The organism is uncultured Brevundimonas sp., from assembly GCF_963977465.1.
Lineage (GTDB): Bacteria > Pseudomonadota > Alphaproteobacteria > Caulobacterales > Caulobacteraceae > Brevundimonas.
This window is the reverse complement of the sequence record NZ_CAXBOQ010000002.1, coordinates 64,420-87,390: the sequence shown is the minus strand read 5'-3', so window position 1 is coordinate 87,390 and position 22,971 is coordinate 64,420. Positions and strand designations below refer to the sequence as shown.

18 protein-coding genes are annotated in these 22,971 nt (G+C 59.2%); 7 read left to right on the top strand and 11 right to left on the bottom strand.

What is annotated here, in order from left to right:
- The first annotated feature begins 26 nt into the window (after nt 1–26).
- Complete coding sequence (wecC, locus tag AAC067_RS04415; RefSeq protein ID WP_339929964.1) at nt 27–1,274, top strand: UDP-N-acetyl-D-mannosamine dehydrogenase; 1,248 nt, start codon at nt 27–29, stop codon at nt 1,272–1,274.
- Between the two features lie 12 nt (nt 1,275–1,286).
- On the opposite strand, the gene AAC067_RS04410 is transcribed toward wecC, so the two are convergent.
- The 11 genes from AAC067_RS04410 to AAC067_RS04360 all read right to left on the bottom strand — a co-directional run bounded on the left by AAC067_RS04410 (nt 1,287) and on the right by AAC067_RS04360 (nt 14,778).
- On the bottom strand, nt 1,287–2,195 hold the full coding sequence (locus AAC067_RS04410; RefSeq protein ID WP_339929962.1) for an FkbM family methyltransferase: 909 nt from the start codon (nt 2,193–2,195) through the stop codon (nt 1,287–1,289).
- Between the two features lie 3 nt (nt 2,196–2,198).
- Nucleotides 2,199–4,106 carry an asparagine synthase (glutamine-hydrolyzing) gene (gene asnB / locus AAC067_RS04405; protein ID WP_339929960.1) on the bottom strand — a complete coding sequence of 636 codons (1,908 nt, stop codon included), beginning with the start codon at nt 4,104–4,106 and terminating at the stop codon, nt 2,199–2,201.
- A gap of 50 nt (nt 4,107–4,156) precedes the next feature.
- Entirely contained in the window at nt 4,157–5,068 is a 912-nt protein-coding gene (locus AAC067_RS04400; protein ID WP_339929958.1) for a transketolase C-terminal domain-containing protein, read from the bottom strand.
- Nucleotides 5,061–5,975 carry a transketolase gene (locus AAC067_RS04395; RefSeq protein WP_339929956.1) on the bottom strand — a complete coding sequence of 305 codons (915 nt, stop codon included), beginning with the start codon at nt 5,973–5,975 and terminating at the stop codon, nt 5,061–5,063. Before AAC067_RS04395 ends, AAC067_RS04400 begins: the two co-directional genes overlap by 8 nt.
- Nucleotides 5,969–7,117: a glycosyltransferase gene (locus AAC067_RS04390; protein ID WP_339929954.1), complete on the bottom strand. Its 1,149-nt coding sequence runs from the start codon at nt 7,115–7,117 to the stop codon at nt 5,969–5,971. Before AAC067_RS04390 ends, AAC067_RS04395 begins: the two co-directional genes overlap by 7 nt.
- A gap of 87 nt (nt 7,118–7,204) precedes the next feature.
- Nucleotides 7,205–8,608: a lipopolysaccharide biosynthesis protein gene (locus tag AAC067_RS04385; RefSeq protein ID WP_339929952.1), complete on the bottom strand. Its 1,404-nt coding sequence runs from the start codon at nt 8,606–8,608 to the stop codon at nt 7,205–7,207.
- Between the two features lie 111 nt (nt 8,609–8,719).
- Nucleotides 8,720–10,696 (bottom strand): heparinase II/III family protein, encoded by a 1,977-nt coding sequence (locus AAC067_RS04380; protein ID WP_339929950.1) that lies wholly within the window; start codon nt 10,694–10,696, stop codon nt 8,720–8,722.
- A 32-nt stretch (nt 10,697–10,728) separates the two neighbouring features.
- The gene (locus AAC067_RS04375) at nt 10,729–12,081 is read right to left on the bottom strand and encodes a hypothetical protein (RefSeq protein ID WP_339929948.1); all 1,353 of its coding nucleotides are present in this window, start codon (nt 12,079–12,081) and stop codon (nt 10,729–10,731) included.
- Nucleotides 12,078–12,881: a sugar transferase gene (locus tag AAC067_RS04370; protein WP_339929946.1), complete on the bottom strand. Its 804-nt coding sequence runs from the start codon at nt 12,879–12,881 to the stop codon at nt 12,078–12,080. Before AAC067_RS04370 ends, AAC067_RS04375 begins: the two co-directional genes overlap by 4 nt.
- Nucleotides 12,878–13,840 carry an aldo/keto reductase gene (locus AAC067_RS04365; protein WP_339929944.1) on the bottom strand — a complete coding sequence of 321 codons (963 nt, stop codon included), beginning with the start codon at nt 13,838–13,840 and terminating at the stop codon, nt 12,878–12,880. Before AAC067_RS04365 ends, AAC067_RS04370 begins: the two co-directional genes overlap by 4 nt.
- Before the next feature lie 44 nt (nt 13,841–13,884).
- Nucleotides 13,885–14,778, bottom strand: coding sequence for a TylF/MycF/NovP-related O-methyltransferase (locus AAC067_RS04360; protein WP_339929942.1), 894 nt, complete (start codon nt 14,776–14,778; stop codon nt 13,885–13,887).
- Between the two features lie 417 nt (nt 14,779–15,195).
- On the opposite strand from AAC067_RS04360, the gene AAC067_RS04355 reads away from it, so the two are divergent.
- The 6 genes from AAC067_RS04355 (at nt 15,196) to pseB (ending at nt 22,970) form a co-directional block, all read left to right on the top strand.
- The gene (locus AAC067_RS04355) at nt 15,196–16,458 is read left to right on the top strand and encodes a glycosyltransferase (protein WP_339929940.1); all 1,263 of its coding nucleotides are present in this window, start codon (nt 15,196–15,198) and stop codon (nt 16,456–16,458) included.
- Nucleotides 16,459–16,619: 161 nt separating this feature from the next.
- On the top strand, nt 16,620–18,863 hold the full coding sequence (locus tag AAC067_RS04350) for a polysaccharide biosynthesis tyrosine autokinase (protein ID WP_339929938.1): 2,244 nt from the start codon (nt 16,620–16,622) through the stop codon (nt 18,861–18,863).
- Between the two features lie 104 nt (nt 18,864–18,967).
- A complete protein-coding gene (locus AAC067_RS04345) occupies nt 18,968–20,116 on the top strand; it encodes a hypothetical protein (protein ID WP_339929936.1) in 1,149 nt (382 codons plus the stop codon).
- Between the two features lie 135 nt (nt 20,117–20,251).
- Nucleotides 20,252–20,476, top strand: coding sequence for a hypothetical protein (locus AAC067_RS04340; RefSeq protein ID WP_339929934.1), 225 nt, complete (start codon nt 20,252–20,254; stop codon nt 20,474–20,476).
- A gap of 97 nt (nt 20,477–20,573) precedes the next feature.
- A complete protein-coding gene (locus AAC067_RS04335; protein ID WP_339929931.1) occupies nt 20,574–21,890 on the top strand; it encodes an O-antigen ligase family protein in 1,317 nt (438 codons plus the stop codon).
- Between the two features lie 78 nt (nt 21,891–21,968).
- Complete coding sequence (gene pseB / locus AAC067_RS04330; RefSeq protein WP_339929929.1) at nt 21,969–22,970, top strand: UDP-N-acetylglucosamine 4,6-dehydratase (inverting); 1,002 nt, start codon at nt 21,969–21,971, stop codon at nt 22,968–22,970.
- Nucleotide 22,971 lies beyond the last annotated feature (1 nt).

Genomic DNA, 22,971 nt, shown 5'->3' with positions numbered 1-22,971 from the left:
CTCCTTCAGAATCAGGAATAGTAAGAATGTCTTTTGATCGCGTTTCGGTGATCGGCCTGGGATATATTGGCCTGCCGACCGCTGCGGTGCTGGCCGCCAGCGGAACGGTCAAGGTGCTGGGAATCGATGTCAATCCGCACATCATCGACACGGTCAACAGCGGCTCGATCCACATCGTCGAGCCTCTGCTTCACAAAGTGGTCCAAGATGCCGTCGCTTCGGGCCAGCTAAGGGCCTCACTGGTAACCGAGCCCTGTGACGCCTTTATGATCGCGGTTCCCACACCAGTAACCAGCGAACGGAAGTCGGATCTTCGGTTTGTGTTCGCCGCAGCAGATTCGATTGCGCCCGTACTCAAGCGCGGAGACCTCGTCGTCCTTGAATCGACTTCACCTGTGGGCACAACAGAGCAGCTAGCCGCCCGACTGGCTGAAAAACGACCGGACTTGATATTCCCCAGTCGCGACGGACCCGCAGCCGACATCTATCTGGCCTACTGCCCCGAACGGGTTCTGCCGGGCAAGGTCGTCGAGGAACTTGTCTCGAACGACCGGGCGATCGGTGGCATAACCGCCGCCTGCACTGCACGTGCGACCGCCCTGTACGACCTGTTCGTTAAAGGCGAACTGGTGGCAACGACCGCGCGCGCTGCAGAACTGTGCAAGCTTGCCGAGAACGCGTTCAGGGACGTCAATATAGCCTACGCCAACGAACTGGCGAACGTGTGCAAGGTTCATGACATCGACGTGTTCGAGGTCATCGCCATCTCCAACCGTCACCCTCGGGTCAAGATATTGAACCCCGGCCCTGGTGTCGGCGGCCACTGCATTGCCGTCGACCCTTGGTTCATTGTCGAAAGTGCACCCGAAGACACCCCCCTGATCCGCGCGGCGCGACAGGTGAACGACGGTCGCCCTCGTCGGATCGCCGACGAGGTCAACACCCTGGTCGCCTCGATCGCCAAGCCTGTGATCGCCTGCCTCGGCCTGTCCTTCAAAGCGGACATTGATGATATCCGGGAGAGCCCCGCCGTCGAGGTTACCGAGCTGCTGGCTGCAGCCCACCCCGGCTCGCTGCTGGTAGTTGAACCCCACATTGAAATCCTACCGGATTCGCTGAGCGCACAGGGCGTGCGCAAGGTCGACCTGACTGAAGCCCTGACCGTCGCCGATGTTGTCGTCGTGCTTGTCGATCACGCAGCGTTCAAGACAGAACGGGTTCGGATTGCTGCGGCTCCCAGAACCGTCGACCCCCGGGGCATGCTGTCAGTCTGACAACCGGTCCGACTAGATGATGGTTCCGAGTACCGAGATCGACGGGGCTTGCTTCACCCTGCGTGAAGCTTCCGTCACATCCCGGACAAACAACGTGTTATCAGACTCCGTGTTGGCTCCGTGAGCCGGGATGAACGTGCGGGAAAATGCGTCATAGCTGAACGGCGTCATCCCGTTGCGCGCCATCAGGTCCACGATCCAGTCACCACCATAGCCATAGCGGGCAGCATTACTGTTGATCTCGATCAACGCAAACAACAGACTCGGATTGGCTAGTGTTTTGCTCGCACCCTCCAGTACGGCGCCTTCAAATCCCTCGACATCAATCTTGAGAAATGTCGGGATCTGTTCTCCCACACTAGCGTCCAAGGTTGTCATAGGAGCCTGTTGATCGGCTCCTTCGTGAGCGGTCGCGATGCGGGACGTCACGTCATCGCCGGTTGAGGTCAGGCCGATAACGCCATTTTCACGCCCTACAGCCTCGGCCTTTACCGTGACCAGGGCCGAGATTCCATTGTGGGCAACATTGCGCTGTAAGAGTTGCGCTGTGACCGGCATTGGCTCGAACGCAATCACCTGTGCACCCGCTACGCCTGCTGCCAACAGCGTGTAGAGGCCAATGTTGGCCCCCACATCGAGGAACAGGTCACCCGGTCTGAGGGCATGGGCGACCAAGGCCATGTCGTCAGGCTCGTTCAGCCCTACATAGGCGGTTGAGGCCGCCCCGGTCATGCCTGCGCGGCCGGCCACCGCCAGCCCATTGACGAACGAAACCAGCACGTCGCCGCCCGACAGCCGGGAACGGATGTGCCAGGATAGCCAGCGACGAAGAGCATCCAGCTTCCGCGCCCGGTTGAGCGGATGGTCCAGAATGCGAAGCAAATTGGCGGGTTGCGCCATGACGCGCGCGAGAAAACTCATGGTTCAGGTGCTCCTGATGATCTGAGCCTGCCACAGGACGAAATTGATCAGGCGCCATACCGACGAATGATACGGAGCCCGCTTTTCGGCGATTGCCGAGTAGAAGGTCCAAACAGCGTCCTTATCGAGGAAGGCCGGAAGGTCGGTGTCGAGGGCGGCACGGACTCTGGGGGCCAGTGCCGCCAGCCAATCAGCTTCAGGGGTAACGAACCCGATCTTGTCACGGCGGTTCAGAATATAGTCGGGAACCAGCCCACGCATCGCGGCGCGCATCACCCGCTTGGTCGTCCCGTCCGCCCCAAGCAGATAGTCCTCCGGAAGCGAAAGGACGTGATCGGCCAAGGCCGTCGTCAGGAAAGGAACGCGATTCTCGACGCTGTGCGCCATGGAATTGCGGTCTCCGAAGCGCAGCAGGGACTGGAGAGGTTGCTCCGTAACCGTTCGACCCAGTTCGGCTGCCAGTGTGCGGGTGGACAGGGGCACAACGGCCGGTGGTCCCTCTACGATCCCCGCCGCAATAACGGCCTGTCGGTTAAGCCAAACCGGTGAAAGTCCACTGCGACCGAAGAATCGGATAGCCGCGGACCCGGGTCCGTTCCGGGTGCCGAATGCAGTTCGTGCGAAATGTTGCGCCAAGTGCCGACGGGCAACCGAATTTCCACTGATCGCCTTCAGCGCTGCCGGCAATTTGCCCTCGCACAGCAACGAACCGGCCCGACTGCCGCTATAGAACGGATAGCCGGCCATGATCTCGTCCGCACCCTGACCTTCAAGCAAAACCTTGATGCCAGCGTCCTTGGCGGCTCCAAATACACGATGCTGGGCCATAATGGTGGAGGTTGAAAACGGCTCGCCCTGCAGCGTTATGAGCCCGTCGAGACTGTCGACCAAGTCCGACGAAGACAAGTGAATCTTGTGGCAAGTCAGGTTCAGATCAGCGGTCAGCCTGTCGACGTATTTCTCTTCTGACAGGCGTGGATCAGCAGAAACGTAGGTGAACGCGTGGATTTCCTGCCGGGGAAACAGATGCCGAACCGCACAGGCGATCGATGCGGAGTCGAGCCCCCCTGACAGGGCCAGACCGACTGGAATGTCGGCCCGCATATGCAGCCTGACCGACTCCAGGAACAGTTCCCGATACTCGTCTGCGGCCTGCTCAAAGGTTATATCTCGCTGGGTGGCGACCGTCGGCTGCCAATAAGTGCGAGGCGTCTCGGGTTCGAGCGTACCCAGGGGTATCCGCATGACCGATCCCGCAGGAACCCGGTGCACATCCGCCAGCATCGTCTCAGCACCCGAGTCGAGGTGGTGGAAGAGCAGGTAATCATAAACCGGCTGGGGGGCAATTTCACGGCTCACCCCCGGCAGGTTCAGCAGCGGCAAGGGTTCGGAGGCGAAGGCCAGCCCCTCGTCCCAGCGCGTCCAGTACAGAGGCTTGATACCAAACGGATCTCGCGCAACGGTGATCACATCTGTCTCGATATCCAAAAGGACGAAGGCGAACATGCCGACCAAGCGGGTCAGGCACGCCTCTCCCCATTGTGCGAAGGCGGCCATTACCACCTCGGTGTCGGATTCTGTTCGGAAGACGTGGCCCGCCGCCACGAGCTCGTTCCTCAACTCTTTGTAGTTGTAGACTTCACCGTTGAAAGCGATGTGATAACGACCATCGCCATATGTCATCGGCTGGGCGCTGCGGGGATTCAGGTCGATAATCGACAGGCGAAGATGGCCGAACTGCACTCGGCCCCATCCCTCGCCCGGGCCGTGGCTCACCACGGGTGCCCCTGTTCCTTTCCAGGAAAGAAAGCCCCGGTCGTCGGGTCCCCGGGTGGCCATCTCGTCGACGATCCGACCCAGGCGGGCGGACGGGATGGCATTCTTGCTGAGGAGGGCCGCAATCCCACACATATTCAGATTCCTAACAGAAGGACGGTCAATACCACCGAGCGCTCAACACGCTAGCGCTCAAGAAGCGCCTTGGTCCTTCGAGCGATAGCGTCGGCGTCCAGTTCGTAGACCTTGCGCAGGTAACGCTGGTCTCCGACGACGGTCGGATAGATGTCATCGAGACCAATCCGAAGGAAACGGGGAGGGACAACTCCTGCGGTCATGCAAGCTTCGGCCACAGCACTGCCCAAACCGCCGATGACGGTGTGCTCCTCAATAACGATGACCGCCTTCGCCGCGCCGGCTGCGGCCACGAGAACGGGATCCAGCGGCTTGATCGTGTTGACTGCGAAAACGCTGGCAGCGAAACCATCGGCGGCAAGCAGGTCGGCCGCCTTGAGGGCCTCCTCGACGATACCCCCCGTGGCGATGAGACAAACATCGCCACCTTCGCGAACCTGTCGCGCACATCCCAAGGTTACGGGCTCTTCGGGTAATCCGGCCGCACTCTTGTCCAGCCGAAGGTACGCGGGTCCGCGGCGCGCAGACATCTGACGCGTCAATGCCGCCGCTTCCCAAGGGTCACTGGGTGCCACGACCGTCATATTGGGCAAAGCCCGCATTATCGCCAGATCTTCGGTTGCGAAATGCGACATGCCCAGCTGGCCATAGGAAAAACCCCCGCCCACCGACACGACCTTCACATCCGCATCATGGTAGCAGACATCGTTGCGGATCTGCTCAAGGCAACGCAGGGTAGGGAAGTTGCCAATTGAGTAAGTATAAACTTGATAGCCCTCCAGGGCCATTCCACACGCTATCGCCGTCATATTCTGTTCGGCGACGCCCGCATTGATGAAGCGACCCGGAAACCGTCGGGCGAAATCTTCCAATACCCCGAATCCCAAGTCGCCGGTGACCAACACGATACGCTCGTCAGCCTCAGCGAGCTCCGTCAGGGCGCGAATGAAAGCGTCACGCATCGTTTTCGCCCCGCTCGGACATCAGCCCAGCTTCTATCGTGTCAAGTTCCGACATCGCCGCTTCAAATTCTTCGCCCTGCGCCGTGCGATAGTGCCAAAGCACGGCATTCTCCATAAAGGACACGCCCTTGCCCTTGGTCGTATGGGCAATCACCACACTGGGCCGTCCCCTTTGCAGGGGCAGACTCTCAAACAGAGCCGCCAAGGCAGTATGATCGTGCCCGTCAACCTCGGCCACCGCCCAGTTCATGGCCCTCAGCTTGTCCGCCAGCGGCTCCAGGGCGAGTGTGCTAGCGACAGACCCAAGGCTTTGTATTTTATTGTAATCTATGATTGCAACCAGGTTGTCCAGCTGGTGGTGAGCAGCAAAAAGGAACGCTTCCCAGTTGGACCCCTCATCGCATTCGCCATCACTGAGTACACAAACCACCTTGTGGTCCGAGCCCTTCATACGGCCGGCCATCGCCATGCCTGTCGCCACTCCGAGACCATGGCCGAGCGACCCCGTTGAGAACTCCACGCCCGGCACCCCTTTATGCGAGACATGCCCGGAAAGAATGGAACCATTGAGATAGTAGGAGCCAAGAACATCTTCAGAAAAGAAGCCCCGCTCCATCAATGCTGCGTAGAGGCACGATCCTGCATGACCTTTGCTTAAAATAAACCGGTCCCGCTGATCCCAATCCGGTCGAGACGGGTCCACCCGCAGAGCGCCGCCGTAAAGAACGGCTATAATGTCCACCATCGAGAACGCTGAACCCACATGGGAGCTTTTCGCATGGTGGGTCATGCGCAACACATGCTTCCTCAATTTGATTGCCAGCGCCCGCGTGTCATTGTGCTTGTAGCGCGTCATTTCGGGAAAGCCCTTATCCTGGGGATGTTCGCGGACGGCAAAGGTCAGCAACTGTCCGCTGGCCGTGCGCGACCGTCTATCAAGTGCTCATAGAAGGTCGTCAACCGCGGCATCTGACTTTCCCAGCTAAACTGTGAATCGATCGCCGCAGCTCCCCGCCTGCCCATCGCATCGGCAGCAGCCGGATCGCCGAACAGTCGTCCGATCACCTCTGCAATAGCCACAGGATCGGTGGGATCAGTCGTAGCTCCGCATGCCGCACCGTCGATCACGTCTGATCGCGTCTTGAAATCGGACGCCACCACCGGCAGGCCGGCCGCCATGTTTTCAAACACCTTGTTGGCTGAGGTGACGACATTATTCGGGGTCGGTTGATAGAGCACTACTCCCAGCCGGGACTGGGCGAAGATATCAAGCATCTCCGGGCGGCTCATGAAGCCGTGATAATCAACACGCGACCACATTAGATGCCCTCTCAGGGTATCTTCGATGGCCTGGTTAGCGAAATTGCCGCCCAATTGCAGACGAACGTCATAGGTTGCGGCGATGATTGCCATCGCGTCCAGGGTCTGCAGCACGCCATGCTCATCCGAGATCAGACCAACATAGGCAATCCAGAAGGGACGTTCCGCGTAAGGTACACGCCGACGTGCCTCCTGGAACTCACTACTCAGCGCGAAATTATCGATCAGCACCGTACGTTCGGGGGAAAAGCGCCGGGCAATGTGGGGCGAGGTCGCAACAATCCCGCTCATACCGCGAGACGCCCACTGCTCGACCCTGTCCGCGATCCAGGCGAGAGGCAGGCGTAGCGCCCGGGGAATATAGTGCTTTGTGCGGATCGCAGCCGGCACATGCTCGTGCACGTCATAGATGACCTTGCGCCCCGCGAGTCGCATTAGCAGAGCCGGAATTATCAACTCAGGGTCATGGAAATGATAGAGCGCGGCCCGTTCGGCTAATGCGATACGGACGACTAGGGGCACCGTCAGCAGCCAACGCCTCCAGACGCCGGTCTGACGAGAAATGCCCCGACCGCGGATCCTGACGCCGTTGTCGGCCAGTTCATCGACACCGTGCGCGGCGACCAACACCACGTCATAGCCGGCGACTGCAAGAGAACCACATTCCTTGATGAATATCCGGGTATCATAGGTTCGGTGAACCGACGTCATATGGACGACCTTGGTCATCTACGCTCCGCTCGTGGCAGTCGTCGCATTCAAATCCCCCCAACCCGAATTGCTGCGCAGACAGCACACTCTGACGAGTAGGTCCACTCAACTCGCACCTGCCGAAAATGCCGGATCGTGGTCACCGCGCTTCCTTTGCACGGACAGGTGGCCTGCAACCAGAGCCAGGACCACGTAGGCGACATAGACGACGCAGGTTACTGTCGCATACAGGCCCGCCGCCTGCAGCAAACTCAGTTCCATTGCCCCGATCAGATAGTAAACCAACCCTGAAAGCGCACACCAGATCACGGCCATGCTGATGTTCCATCCCTCCCGATTCAGGACACTAAGAACGAGAATTAGCGGCCCTCCGAGAATCTGAAAGGCAAGCGACACCGACAATATCTGCGCAACCTGCCCCGCGTAGACCCACTCCTGGCCAAAGATCAGGGTGAACAGGAAGGGGCCGGCCAGACCCAAGCCGAGGCCGGCGGCTGCGGCGATCACCAAGAGAGGTCGAGACGATCGGATGACGTAGGCCGGAGAAAGCAATCCGCTGCTGTGAACCGACTTCGACCAGAGACTGTACAAGTAGGGCGCGAACGAGACCGAGATGCCGAAGATCGCATTGGTGACATAGGCTGACAAGGTCCAGTAGCCGGCCATTGTCGTGCCCAGATGGGTACCGATGGCGATCGGCATGATCGCTGCGGGGATCGAGTGCAACAGTAGGGTCGGCGTCACGATCAAAGGAAAGCGCTTATACTCCATCAGTATTTTTAAGGCGACGCGGGTGAAACGCTCTGGTTTGCGCAGGCGTTTAGCCGCGGGCCGAAACACTCGCAGCATGAAGGGGGCCAGTACGAGTGCACGCGATAGAGCATCACCGAGAGCCAGACCGATCCCTCCGAGGTGCAGAAACCCGAAGGCAATCTGCCCGCCCCCCAACAGCGCCACTTGCGAAAGCTTGCTCCACGCCAGGGTCGAGAAGCGTCCGGTTCGCGACAACCACATCTGAAGAATTGGAAACCCTGCCCATCCCAGAACGGCGAGCGGCAGGACCAAGCCTGCGGATCCCAGGTGATCTGCACCGACGGCCATCAGAAGCGACGCGGGCGCGACAGTGAAAAACAGGCCAGTAAGTAATGCCGTTAGGATGATCACTCCCAGCGCGATCAGGAGTAGAATAAAACCCTTACCATCACTACGTGGCAACGGCAACGCGCGCTGAATTGAGATACCAGCAACTATAGAAATGATGGTCGCGAACGAGATGTAGAGGCCGAACACGCCCATTTCTGCGGGTGTATACAGTCTCGAAATTGGAATCGACGAAAGGAACATCGCGCCCTTAGCGACGACTTCCGAAGCTAAAAGAATAAAGACTGGCGATGCGACGGAGCTCTTCAGTCGGTTAAGAGGCAGCGCCATCCAGGCCCGATCCGATTGATTGTTGTGTCGCCAAGAGCCGCCATGTGCCGGGGCTGGACTGCCGGCCAGGAACAACACGTTCGCGTACAATCCATAGCCCTAAGGGGGCGGATTGACCAGCCGATAGGTGGGCAGAGGTCTATCGAACGTGGGGTTCTCCAGCGACACCGGTCCACTCGCCTGCGGAATTCAGCCCGGAGACGCCTCCACCGAAAGGGTCAGCGTCAGGTATTGGTCCGCCCCCCGTCCGGTAAGGACGAGACAGGGGGCGCTGACGTTCCGACCATATCCGTAAAAATGATCGACGATTTCTACACGCGCGTGACTGCCCTCATCCCAGACCGCCCGCCACAGACGCCCGCCCGCGCAAAAGGCTGCAGTAGACCCCCCTTTGTCCAGGGTCAGATCAATATCCGGGCCGAACTGAAAGCGCCGGACCGCTGTCCGAACGAGCGGACTTTGCAGACGATCCTCGCAGACCAAACGGCCGCCAGCTCCATCAATGTATATCGTCCGTGCAGTCTCCACTGGCGGAGAAAGTCGTTGGTAGCCAGTGTGGCTGACGTGAGTTCGCCAGTGCTCCGGACCATCGCCCCTAAGGTCGACGGCGAAGGGTTTTGCCTGATTATGGATCTGAAAAAGCGTGGGCCCAAGGTCTGCAATCTCATATTCATCCACCACTAGGAGCGAATGAGACGACGAGGAGCGCAGCCGGTCACGACAAGCCGGATCCGCCGTGTAAACCCCCGTGCCACGGTCAGTGAGGATCGGCTGTCCGCAGAACGAGAAGACGAATGACGACAAGTCATTATGACCATGGCCACCATTGCCGTTCTGCCCCACATGTCCCACGTCCTGGAGGAAGAAGACCGAAGGTGTTCTGATGACAATGACTCCGCTGTCCGGAAAAAGACACTCGACCTCCGTTGCCATCGACGGAACTTCTGCCAGTGCATCAAGCCCCTTGCGGCCAAGCAGGAAAGCAACGGAAATCAGAGCGTCGGGCCTACCGACAGGCCTGTCACAACCGAACTGCGCCGCACCGAAAGCCGCGACATTCATGGCATCGAGCGGCCCTGCGAGGTCAAACAACAGGTGCCGGCTTTCATCGTAGTCGCCGACGATCGGGACACGGCCATCCAGGTCCGCGGTTTGGGCCGCGAACGTACACGCTGCCTTCAGTCTCGAGCGAGAAACGTCGGGCAACGGATCGCCGGATCGTTCGAAAATCAAATCGGCGATCAACGCCAGATCGGTCGTGGCCAGATGATAGGGCAATGATCCCTCGAAATTGCCCCCGTCGGCATGGAATTGACGTTCGATTTCCGGGGGCAGATCTCTCCGCGCCAATCGCGACCAGCGCGATGCTGCCGGATAGATATCCCGCAGTGCGAACCCGGCCGCAGCAAGACAGGTGAGATTGCCGATAAGGTGGTTGTTGCTTTCGACCGCTCGCTCAATGTTGATCTCGGTATAGTGGGCACAGCGGGCCAGAACTCGCGCAATCAGCGCCTGGCCTTCGAAATTCACGCCTCCCATCCGGGCCAGGTCCAGAGCTTGGCAAAGCGCAACACCTCTAACGGACGCCTCCATTGCATACCAGTTTACGCTATGGCCGAGGGGGTTCGCACTGTCCCAGTCTGCCAGCGCATTCAGAGCGAACGACTGAAGAGCCAGGCGGCGATCGTCCGTTTCCGAGACCAACGCAGAAGCCAAGGTCTGGACAATGAAGGCGAGGCGGGAAAGTTCGAACGGAAGTTTGGGATCGTACGGCACCGCCCGTACTGCAAAGTGATCCACAGACCCCGCCGGTCCAACCGGCCAAGCATGGCCATGCACCCAATCCTCCAACCAAGGCCAAGGGCCTTCCATTGGTATGGGGTAGCCAAAAAAGGACAACCTGCGCTCTTCTGCCTGGGTGGCACGGCCTTCAAATCTCGCGCGGACCGCATCGTTCCCGGCCAACACCAGCCGAGCTGCCTCGCGCGCGTCGCCGGCCAGAAGCCCCCCGGTGAATGCACCCGGGCGCACCAGAACCGATGAAGTGATCCGCCGATTTACCGATGCGTCGACTGCGGCCCACAGACCCAAGCGATCATAAACAATGCGCCGGACCTCAAGAAGAACCCGCTTAAGGATGTAACCAGGTGATGCAGATGCGATCACCCTGCGAACCCGCCCCAACCTCGATAGAAGGGTCACCCCGGACGTCTCTTCCGGATACGTGGCGCAATCGCGCACAGTATAAGCAACGGCAGGAGGCCATAAGTCATCATCGCCGTACCCAGTCCCGCTCCGACCAAAAAATAAGCGATCACGCCAGAGAGGGAAAAGAGCAGGACATCGAATGATGGGTCAACCACGCAGTCGATCAACCACAAATACATACCCAGCAGGATACTTACCGCAATAATTCCAGCATATTGATACTCAGCAAAAGCGATGAACCAGAACGAGGTTGTCGCCAGCATCGTAGAGTCTCCAAAATAGAGACTACCGACGATGTATCCAGGGTGAACCCCCGCCGTCGAGCGAGCCACTACATCCGTACTGAAAGCATCCAAGTACAGACTGCCCAGTAGCCCGGGAATATGTACAAACCGATAGACCGGCATGGACGCGATCAGTTCGTACTCGGTATTTCTGAAGACGAAACTCAGAATTCCGCCAACAACCATCAGGGCACAAAAGCCCATCACGATAACATTCAAGCCGTGTCGCTTGACGAATTTATAGAGGAAGAAGAATCCCACCAACACTAACGGAATTACCAGAACAATCTGGTAACTTGTGATGTTGAAATACAAAAAAGCCGTAAAGAATAAATAAATTACTGATGTAATCAGAGATTTTTTGTTCTCACTTGTTACACATATATACGGTAGAAATATAATCACATTCCATTGTATAAGATAATTTGCTATCGCGCGGATCATTTCGTCAGAAGCAAAATTATTGAAAACTTCCCGCGCTACATAGACGTAGTCCAAGCCAATCAACTGCGTAGGCAGTCCGTAGGCCAGCAGGGTAACTGCGGTGCTGACAAGCGACGCCACAATCAGTCCGCGCCGGAACAGCTGATGGTTCCGCAAGGCGATCCTGGTGCGGATTGCTGGGAGATTTCGCATAACCTCAAGCAAGCCCAGACCCAGCAGTATGACAGCGACCACCTGAAAACCCGGTGCCCCATCATGCGCCAGTCGAGGAACTAGTAGCGCGATGGGCAGATATCCAATTAAGTACAGCGTCAGCACGATTGGATCGCTGACCTTGGTCAGCCGATTGGGCATCCACAACGAAGGCACGAGCGCAAGGCCGAGGGCCAGCAACTGCTCACCGAGATTCAGCACCTCGCCATAAAAGACCCGCGGGAAGATCACGCCTTCCACGAAGGCCGAATAGTGGGTCAGGATCAACAGGGAGGCCAAAAGACTCAAGACGACGGTCTGGGCGCGACGACCTATGAGCCCGCGCCCCTGCTCGTAACTCGCCACCAACGGCCGCATTTCATGTTCGGCACCGGCCGACGGGCGACCGTAGTTCGCCATCATCCCGCTCTCCCCATGGGACACATAACACGAGACGTAACGATCGTGTCTGCACCAGGAGGCACCCCAGGTGTCAACGGTGCCTTCCGGCCGGCGATCTCGACCAATGCCTGGTCCGCACCCTGCCAACGAAGCATCGCCGTCACACCCCGTCGGGCTGAAGGACCATGAATCAGAGCGACCCCGGTCAAAATCATTATGGCGACATCCACACCGACCGACGATTTCCTCACATAGAATAGTCCTAGTCGACTCTTACCAGGGCGAACCAATTGGTTATAGGCAATGTCAGGGTCGGCTGCCGCTGCCACGATGTCCCCGAGGTCCGAAAACGTAATCGATGAGTAGTCGGTAATACCTGGCCGTACCGAAAGCAGGTCACGTTCAACCTCGGTATAGAGATCAACTTCGCGCGGCACCTGCGGGCGAGGACCCACCAATGACATGTCCCCCCTGAGAACGTTCCACAGTTGAGGCAACTCATCCACTTTGGTCTTGCGGATAAGCGCACCGATCGGAGTGATCCGGGGGTCGGTGCGACTGGTGGTGTCGACTGTACTGCCGGGTGCAGCCGTGGACATCGAACGAAGCTTGCACAGTTTGAACGGCACCCCTCCCCTGCCGATACGGATCTGGCGGTAGATTGGACCTTCGTGATCGTGTGCCCAGACGAGGGCGGCGGCTACCGCGATAATCGGAGTGCCGGGGATGAGCAGGAACACGGCCAACGCCACATCCAATCCACGCTTCGCGGCCCGAGAAGCGCTGGCGCGCCAGTTCCTGTTCAATGCCACATTCGTCATACGTCTCCGACGAGCCCATTTTCCGCCGAACTCCCTCCCTTCATCGACAGAAAGGCAAGGTCTTCTTCAGACAGGGACCAATCAAAGGCACTGCTCATGTCGACGACCTGCCCGGGCGACTTCATTCCTACCAAGGCGACGCTGGCCGGGTGACTGTCAAGAATCCACCGGACAGCCAACTGCGCCAGGGTGCGGCCCGGATAGTTGGGAGCAATGGCTCTCAGTCGTGAAACCGCATGCTCGCGTCTGGCCACGCCCTCGCCGTGAAAGGCAGAATAGGCTCCCCGTGAGCGTCGGTCAGCCGGATCAAACGTCGCCCCCGCCGCGTATTTTCCGGACAGCGCTCCCTGCGCGAGACTTCCCCAGGACAGGAAGGTCAACCCTCCAGCCTCAGACCGGCGGATCTCTTCCGTACGATCCTGACGCGTCAGATTGTATTCCATCGAAAACGAGACCAGTCCCTCAACCGGGTCCCGAGAGATTTCTGATGGGTTCAGGTTGGTGACGCCGAAGGCCCGGATTTTCCCCTCGTCTCTCAGGCCTTGCAGGCCACCGACAATGTCCGCCAGAGGCGTCTGCTGATCCCAGTAATGAAGTTGATAGAGGTCTATGCGATCTGTCTTCAGACGCTTCAAACTGCCTTCAGCCGACGTTCGCATCCATGCCGAACTATTGTCATAAACGGTGACGTCGTTCTCACGACGCACACCGAATTTCGTAGCAAATGTTACCTCGCCACGTCGCTCTTGAAGGGCATCGCCCAGCAACTCCTCGGAACGTCCCAGCCCGTAGATGTCCGCCGTGTCGAAAAAGGTCACGCCCGCATCGAATGCCGCATCAATAGCGGCCGTTAGCCGCCGTTCGTCGGTGTCGCCCCAGCCATGCCCACCCAGCGGGCAGCCTCCGAATCCAAAGCGTGACACTTCGCGACCGCTACCCCCCAAGCGCGTATATTCCATGGATCACCTAAACCTAGATACGGCCGCAGACGAGCAGTCAGGGGTCAGGACTTGCGGAACCAGCGCCCACCGCGACCATCAGAGCAGAGCGTCACGTTGAGACGATTTGCGGCAACGAATTCATCAACCGCTCGCTTGGCACCAATGCAGCTGTCGTAGTCATCAATAATGACGACGCCACCGGTTTGAACCTTTCCGAACAGGCCTTCCAGGCAGACTTTCGTGGACTCGTACCAATCGCCATCGATGCGCAAGATCGCCAGCTTCTCAATCTGGCCACGATTGGCAGGAACGGTATTCTCGAACCAGCCCTGGACGAACTCGATCCGGTCCTCAGGCAGCTTGAATTTCTCGAGCGTCAACCAGCGCACCTCCTCAAGCGCCCCGAAGCAGGACCCTTTCGGCAAGGGGCGAACATGATCGCCGGTGTCTCCAGCGGCGACGAAATCGCGCTCTCCCGGTTCGGGCAGGCCTTCGTAGGAGTCGAACAACCAGAGCTTGCGATTCGGTGCCCCCACCGCGAACGCCGACATACCCAGCAGGCTTGCGCATCCGCCACGCGCAACCCCCAGTTCGGCGAAATCCCCCTGCACGCCGGCGAGGTTTACGCTCTGAGCCGCACGATCAGTCGCATCCAGGCCGCCGGCCCCAACAAGGGAGTAAGGCATGACGGCATGTACGCGCTTTACACGCGCCCATTCCTCGGAATTCAGGAATTTCAATGTCAGTATATTGCCCAGCAGGTATCCGGCCCGAGCCACTTCCTTATACACTGGAAACGTCGAGGCATAAAACCGGTCAAACGCCTTCGCTGGCAACACCTTCTCCAGCAGCTTCAGCACTGGCTTGAGAAATATCCCCTTTAAGGTCACACCAAGCGTGCGTTTCGGCGCGGGAGCGATCGAGGCATCGGCAGAGAGGGTTTCATTCATCGTCATGGTCGGGTCCTGTGGCGGCCTTGTCACAAGGTCCAATATGCACGCCTTGCTACAATCTCAAAAAACACAGTGCCTCCCAACCACCAACGCGGGAAACACAACGTGCAGCTTCTCGTCGAGACCAATCCCGCCATAGACCCAGCCGGGTCCGGCAGTGTCTTGTCCAAGACGAAGCTCACATAGCGAGTAGGCTAGTGTTCCGCAATCAGTTCAATCAGCTGCCGACCGCACGATTCGGCTCTTTTGACCGTCGCGGGATTCAAACTTGACACGGCGATGGAACCCGGCAGCCGTCTGAAGCGGAACCGCAGCGGGACCGCCATTGACGTAACGGACCTTCAAAGCCAGAAGAACGTCACTCCCTGAACCATGCGCCGCTACAACGGCCGTGTATCTTGCCGGAAGACTTCTCGCCACATGCTGATCTGGACCATCCACCTCGGTGAGCAACTTCCTATTGACGCCAAACCCCGCCTTTTTCGGAACGGGTTACTCGCAGCAGCGGCGGCGGCCCTTGGGCATCGGGTCGTGCAATGGGCCCCAACCTTCTCCCACCTTGAAAAAATCTTTCGTTCGCGAGGGGATGCGCTGGTCGACGTCCGTCCGAATCACCGCATCCAACTGTTCGAAGCGGGAGCGTATGTTCGTAACATCAGCGTTGACCGCGCCGTATTTCATAGGACTGCGGCCCGGCGTTTCGAGGTCATTGCTGAAGGTCTGGAAACGCCGGATGTCATATTCTGCGCCCTGCCAACTCCCGAGATGTGCGCCTCAGTGCTCCGGTTCTCAAGGCGGCACCCAACGGTCAAGGTCGTTGTCGACGTTCAAGATCTCTGGCCGGACGTTTACCTAACCGCCCTTCCCCGGTCTCTAAGATCGCTAGCCAAGCCGCTTCTCACACCGCTTTACAGGGACGTGCGGCGGACCCTCGAACAAGCGGACGGACTGACCGCCGTCAGCGAATCCTACCTGACCTGGGCTGCGGCAATGGCACCCTCAGCCTCATCTCCCGCCGCTGCATTCGCGCTGGGCTACGAGGCCGTTCAACCTCTCGCCCTGAACAATGCCGGACCGGAGTTGAGTGAGATCGTCGAAGACATGCGGAGTGTCTCACTGCCCCTGTGCTACGTTGGACAGTTCAGTCATTTCTACGATCTGGAAACGGCAATCCGCGCGTGTCGGAAACTTGAGCTTGGCGGACTGACTGATTTTCGACTTGTGCTGTGCGGCGGCGGAAGAGATGAGCAACGGTTAAAGACCTTGGCCGAGGGTTTGCAGACCGTGCGATTCGCCGGCTGGCTAGGCGCGGCTGAATTGGCAACCATCATGTCATCATCATCGATGGGCCTGGTGTCTTACTCAACGGACGCACCCCAGAGCCTGCCAAACAAGCCATTCGAATACATGGCCTACGGATTGGGACTGGTCTCGAATTTGAAAGGCGAACTAGCGCAGATAATTTCGCGCACCGGCTGCGGCTTTCCGTTCGAATCCGACAATGTCAACGAACTCGCGGCGATCATCCTCAACCTCACTAGCAACCCGGATGCGGTGCAGCAGGCTCGAACGGCCTCGGCCGCACTTTTTGAAACGCACTACGACGCCAAGGTCATCTACCCGCGCTTGGTCGACTTTCTGGGTTCCCTGACTACTTCCCCTGTCCCGGCAGACAGCGTATGAACCAATCGCACCCTCATCAAGGAGGTTCCTGCAATACTCCCGAATGTTGCGATAAATTTCTGCTTGGCGGTGTATCGCCCCTTGGTCGCCTTTGCGGTAATGAGCGCCGAAGTATTTTGATTTGCGCGGCGCTGCCGCAAACCCTGTGAAGCGGATTTCGAATGATGCTGGCTGACGGCAAGAGTTACGGCGAGCCTATCAAGCGCTTCGCGCGACCGAATGAAGACGGCGCGGATTCTGGATGGGGGCCTGCAGTCGGAAATTGGGGCGGCCCGGAAGACCGGTCTGACAGTTTCGATCTCGCAGGATACTGGCGTCTAGCCCTGAAGCATCGCCTTTTGATCTTGGCCATCTTTGTAGCCTCACTGGTAGTGGGGGTGATAGTCACCCTGCTGACCACGCCACTCTACACCGCGGCGACCACGGTCCAGATTGATCGGGAAGCCGCACGGGTTCTCAACGTCGATGACGCTTCTCCCCGGGAGTCAATGATCCAGGGCGAGGAGTTCTTCCAGACCCAGTACGGCCTTCTGCGCAGTCGTTCATTGGCTGAACGGGTAATAGAAGATCAGGGTTTGGCCACGTCCAACGCCTTTCTGGAGGCCATGGACGTAACTACCCCGGCAACCGGACCGGGCGGTGCTGCGAAGCGTCGTGAACTGGTGCTGCGTGCCGTTCAGGAAAATCTTGGCGTCAGTCCCGTGCGGGGCTCTCGCTTGGTGTCTGTTAGTTTCAGCAGCCCAGACCCTCAACTCTCCGCCCGCGTCGCCAACGCCTTTGCCGAAAACTTCATTCAGTCGAATCTGGACCGCAGGTTTGAATCCTCATCCTACGCACGACAGTTTCTTGAAGATCTGATTACCCAGACCAAGACCAAGCTGGAGGATTCGGAACGGCAATTGGTAGCCTATGCCACCCAGCAACAGATCATCAACGTCAATGACGGCGGCACGGATCCCGGCGAGAATCAGTCTCTCGCTTCCAGCAATCTCGTGGCGCTGAACAACGCATTGGCCGAGGCAACCGCGGCGCGGGTTGGTGCAGAGGAAAAATGGCGTCAGACAAGCTCTGCGCCGCTTATGACCGTGCCCGACGTGATCCAGAATCCCACGATCCAGCGCCTGATGGAAGAACGCGCCAAACTTGACGCCCAATATCAGCAGAAGGCCCGCATTTTCGGACCTGAGTTCCCCGAAATGCTGCAACTGAAGGCTCAAATCGATGAAATGAACAGGCAGATCAACGCCGTCGCGACCACCATTCGGGACTCTGTTCGCGGCCAGTATACCGTGGCGGTAAACCAAGAGCGGGCGCTTCAGGGACGCGTAAACGGATTGAAGGTTGATGTACTCGACTTGCGGGACCGCACAATCCAGTACAACATTTTACAGCGTGAGGTTGACACCAGCCGAACACTCTATGACGGCCTGCTCCAGCGCTACAAGGAAGTCGGCGTAACGGGCGGCGTCACTACCAACAACATATCGATAGTCGATGAGGCAGCGGCACCGTCGAAACCTTCCAGCCCCAAACTTCTGGTGAATCTCGCTATTGCGGTTCTGTTCGGGCTCGGTCTCGGCGTCCTTGCAGCATTCATTCTCGAAGCTCTGGACGAGTCGCTAGCCAGCCCGGATGATGTGGAAGCCAAACTTGGCCTCCCGGTTCTGGGAGCCGTCCCTCTGTTGCCTAAAGGGGCGACTCCCGCCCAAGCCCTCGCCGACATGCGCTCGGCGTTTTCCGAAGCCTATTATTCCCTCCGAACAGCGCTTCAGTTTTCGACACCGGACGGGGCTCCGCGCAGTATTCTAGTCACCAGCTCGCGTCCGGCTGAAGGCAAGTCCACGACGGCCTACGCCCTGGCCCAGAATTTCGCGCGTGGCGGCAAGCGAGTATTGCTGATCGACGGCGATTTGCGAAATCCTTCGATGCACCGCTTGGTAGGCGTTGATAATGACAAGGGGATGAGCAATTTGCTGTCCGGTTCCGCAGACTTGGATGCCGTGGTCCACAAGACGGGTATCGACAACATGTCATTCGTCTCCTGCGGCCCGCTTCCGCCCAACCCCGCAGAACTCTGGGGCGGCGATCGGATTCGCACCTTCCTGGATGACGCACTGACGCGCTTCGATCACATCATCATCGACGGCCCACCAATTCTGGGCTTCGCAGATGCCCCCATCTTGGCAGCGACGGTCGGAGGAACCCTGTTCGTTCTGGAATCCAAAGGTACGCGGCGTGGTCAAGCCCGGGGCGCGATGCGCAGACTCAAGATGGGCTCGGCCCGACTGCTAGGCGTGGTTCTGACCAAATTCGACTCTCGGGCCACCTCATACGGCGGCTATGATTATTCCTACGACTACAACTATGGAGCCCAGTCGACACCGTCGAAGAGACCCAAACGTTGAGCAGACAGGGGTCGGCGCGGGGTCGGAGGCAGTGGATTGCCGAAGTCGGTTCGTATGTATTTGTTGCCGTAGCGATCTGGCTTGGATGGCAGGTCGTCCGGGAAATGGCCGTCGGTCGCTTGCCCGCCGAACAGTCGCTCCGACTTTCCCCGGATTCGGCCGTCGTACTTGGCCGGGCCGCTGAGTCGGAGTTTGCGGATGATCGCTTCGACAATGCGGAATATCTGGCCCAGCAGTCCTTGGTGCGCGCTCCGTTTAACGTTCAGGCTCTTCGAGTTCTCGGCCTCGCGGCAGCGGAAGGCGGCCGGAAGGAGCAGGCCGATGATGTTCTCACGCTGGCGGGCAACTGGAGCCTCAGAGACGACCCGGCCCACGCTTGGCTGATGGACTACCGTCTGACGCGTGGAGACTACCGCTCGTCCTTCGCCCACGCTGACACCTTGGCGCGTCGTCGCGAAGATCTCAGACCCCAGTTGTTCCGACTGTTCACCGTCGCCGCCTCAACTGACGGACGCGCTCTTCCCGTGTTAGCCTCCCTCCTGGAAGCTGCTCCTCCCTGGCGGTCGTCTTATATAAGCAGCCTATACCAGACGGAGTCGGGATTGAGCGTGGCGGCTAATCTGGCCGTCTCCCTGCAGCCTACGGAGTCGCCCTTTTCCAACGCGGAACTTACTGAACTCTATTTTCAATTGCTGGCCAAAAACCGACTGCAAGCGATGACTGCGGTTCGGACCCATCTGGGACGTCCAGACGTCAGCATGACATTGGTGAATGGTGAGTTCGACGTCATCCACCAACCAGTTCCATATGAATGGCGGCTATTTACCGCCGGCGGTTCAGTCGCCGAAATTCTTCCCGATGAAATACGCGGAGATAGTGCCTTGCGCGCACAGTTCGGCAGCTATTCGTCCGCAAGACTCGCCGAACAACTGATTCAGCTGAAAGCCGGTTCCTACAGGTTTTCGGGGCAAACGTGGGCCGAGGTTGGCGACCCCGGCGCGCGCCTGACCTGGACGGTCTATTGTTTCGAAACGGGGGCCAAAATCGGCGAATCGAGAATCGTCACGGTTCCGGGCGAGCAACGTTGGAAACCCTTTTCTTTCAGCTTTGAGGTGCCTACTCGCGGTTGTTCCGCACAGTGGATACGGCTGATCCCCAACCCGGGAGATCGACGCACGACAGTTGTGGGATGGTATGACCGCTTCGCAATCGTGCGCCTAGGCAGACGGCTTATGACTGAGGCCAATGAGTGACACCCATTTGGGGAACACGCCTGCATTGTGGAACGGGAAGATTTTTCCCTTGCACCGGCAACTTAGCAGCCGTAGATATGATGACGATCAACACCGCAGGCTTCGACCTGCACCATTTCCTGAAGGGGTTCTAATATGCGCAAGACCGTCACCGCCGCCGTTGTCGGCCTTCTGCTCGTCGCCGGCCAGGCTGCTGCCGCCGGCTCCACCTCGACCGCTCAAGTTGGCGACCGCGTTGGTGCCCGCGCTGACGCCAGCAGCGAGTTTGCCGGCATTCCGCTTCCCGTCCTCCTGATCGGCACTGCCGTTCTGATCGGCGCGATCGTTGTCGCTTCGGACGACGACTCGGACAGCAACTAAATCATTCACAGCAGCCCAGGCGCATTATTGACGTCGCCCAGGGCGGTTCGTGAAAATTAGTCTTCGAAAAGGCCAGTGGGATGCCATCGCGATTGCGATGATCGTTCTGCTGGTCTTTTCTTTTGCATTCGGCGGTGCGAGCCGGATGCACGCCTTGCGCCTGGCCATCGTCGAGCTGGCGGCACTGCCCCTGCTCGCGATCGTCGGCATCCACCTCCAGAAATGGGGAAGCTGGCGGGAACACAAGTTGATCCTCGGCCTTCTGATCGGCCTGATCGCTGTGCCGTTGATCCAGCTTGTCCCCCTGCCGCCTGCCGTATGGACGGCCCTACCCGGGCGCGAACAGCTGACGCTGGCCCTGACCCTGGCCGGGCTGCAGCCCGGCTGGTCGTCCCTCTCCGTAACCCCCGACCGAACCTGGCAGCATTTTCTTGCCCTGATCCCGCCGGTGGCAATGTTCCTGGCGGCGCTGATGGCCTCCTATGAACTGAGGCGCCAGCTGATCTATCTGGCCCTCGGGGCGACAGTGATTTCCATCCTGATCGGCGTACTCCAGATATCCGGTGGCGGCGTATTCTATCTCTGGCCGGCCGCATACGGGGACGGCGTGGAAGGCTTCTTCGCCAACCGCAATCATCACGCCACCCTGCTGCTGGCCGTCACGCCTTTCGCCGCTGCATTTGCCGGCGCTTCACTGCGCCGGAGTTCGAGCCAGGGTCAGAATGCCGTGTGGCTGGGTGCCCTGTTCATGGGCTTGGTCGTCGTTGCGATTGGTGTCATCCAATCGCGAGCGGGTGTCATCCTGATCGGGCCGTCTCTGGTCCTGAGCGTACTGGCCGCCTGGATTGCCTCTGGCCGGCGCCGACCGGGTCCGGCCTTCCTTGGCCTGGCCGCGGTTGTCGGCGTGGCCATCGCAGCTGTCGGCGTGTTTGCCTTGGCACCGATTCTCGACCGGTTCGATCCCAATGCGCCCGCGGAAGGCCGATTCGAAAACTGGCCCTATGTTGCCGAGGCGGCTCAGACCTATCTGCCGGTCGGCTCAGGACTTGGCTCTTTTGACACCGTGTACCGGTCGATCGAGCCGCTCGACCGGCTGGACCCAACCTATTTCAACCAGGCGCACAACGAATATCTCGAAATCTGGCTGGAAACGGGTTGGATGGGAATGGCGCTGGTCCTGGTTTTCCTGGCCTGGTGGGGGCGTCGCAGCTGGGCCTGCTGGCGGGCTCCGCCCACCCGGTTGACCGATATGCAGCGGGCCGCGAGCGCTGCCATGTTGATGATTCTACTCCACTCGGTCGTCGACTATCCGCTGCGCACGGAGACGATTGCCGTGCTTTTCGCCCTGTTCGCCGCCATTCTGGAAGGGGCCGCGGCCCCGCCGGAGGTCCGGACACGTCGGAGGTCCGAATAGACTTGACCCGCCCGCGCCAAAGTTGCGGGATGCCACAAAGGCCCCGACGAATCCCGTCGGTCCCGAGGCGTTCCCTGCATGTTTGATGACAAGTCCATCCTGATCACCGGTGGATCCGGATCGTTCGGCAAGATGTACATCCGGGCGATTCTGGCCCGGTTCAAGCCGCGCCGCCTGATCGTGTATTCGCGCGACGAACTGAAACAGTTCGAGATGCAGCACGAGTTCACCGACCCGTGCATGCGCTTCTTCCTTGGCGACGTGCGCGATCGCGAGCGGCTGATCCAGGCGACCCGGGGCGTGGACTTCATCATCCACGCGGCCGCGATGAAGCAGGTGCCGGCGTCCGAATACAATCCGACCGAATGCATCCGCACCAACATCAGCGGGGCCGAGAACGTCATTGCCGCAGCCCTGGCCAATGACGTCGACCGGGTCATCGCCCTGTCGACCGACAAGGCGGCCAACCCGATCAATCTGTACGGCGCGACCAAGCTGGTTTCGGACAAATTGTTCGTCGCCGCCAACAATATGGCCGGCAGCCACAAGACCCGGTTCGCCGTGGTGCGCTACGGCAATGTCGTCGGCTCGCGCGGGTCGGTCCTGCCCTTCTTCCAGAAGCTGATGGCCGAAGGGGCCGAGTCCCTGCCGATCACCGATCCCCGCATGACCCGGTTCTGGATCTCGCTGGATCAGGGGGTCAATTTCGTCCTGACCAATTTCCAACGCATGCAGGGCGGGGAGATCTTCATTCCCAAGATTCCATCCGTACGCATCATCGACCTGGCAGAGGCCCTGGCCCCGGGCATGGCCACCCATGTCGTCGGCGTGCGGCCCGGCGAGAAGCTGCATGAAATCATGTGCCCGGCCGACGATTCGCACCTGACCTATGATTTCGCCGACCACTATGTGATCGCCCCGACCATCCGCTTCCACAATGTCGAGAGCGACTTCGCCCACAATGCGATGGGCGAAACCGGCGACCGGGTCGAGCCGGGCTTTGAGTATAACTCGGGCTCCAACCCGCATTTCCTGTCGGTCGAGGAAACCCGGGCCTTCAACAGCCAGGCGGTGGCCTGAA